We start from the raw sequence: 364 nt of genomic DNA on the forward strand, positions 1-364 counted from the left end.
GCGGCGTCAATGACGGGGTTGATCCACGGGTTGAGCGGTTCTTTAAACGTACCCATGATGGAGCCGAAGGTTTCCTTTTCACAGTATTCTCACAGTATTCCTTGTCTTGTATTCTGAAAAGGCCGTCTGAAAACTGTTTTTCAGACGGCCTTTCGATTCGGTTCAACATCTTCGCTTACGAAATCATCATCCCGCGCGATTGGGATTGCGCCAACTGCCTTTGTTGCGTTTCATATTCAAACTGCTGCGTCGTCTGCTGGATTTGATTCAGGCTTTCTGCTGTCGGAGTAACGGCTGCCTTATCCATATTGACCACCGCCTCATTTAGGTCGGGAGATTCGTGGGCGATACTGATTTCCCTGGT

The 364-nt window shown here is 48.9% G+C and carries 1 pseudogene; it reads right to left on the reverse strand.

The features are described 5' to 3' along the window. Positions 1–175: 175 nt before the first annotated feature. Positions 176–364, reverse strand: a pseudogene (locus ACTHS8_RS10835) (hypothetical protein); the annotation flags it as partial.

The organism is Neisseria sp. P0016.S008, from assembly GCF_051957775.1.
GTDB classification, from domain to species: domain Bacteria; phylum Pseudomonadota; class Gammaproteobacteria; order Burkholderiales; family Neisseriaceae; genus Neisseria; species Neisseria flavescens_B.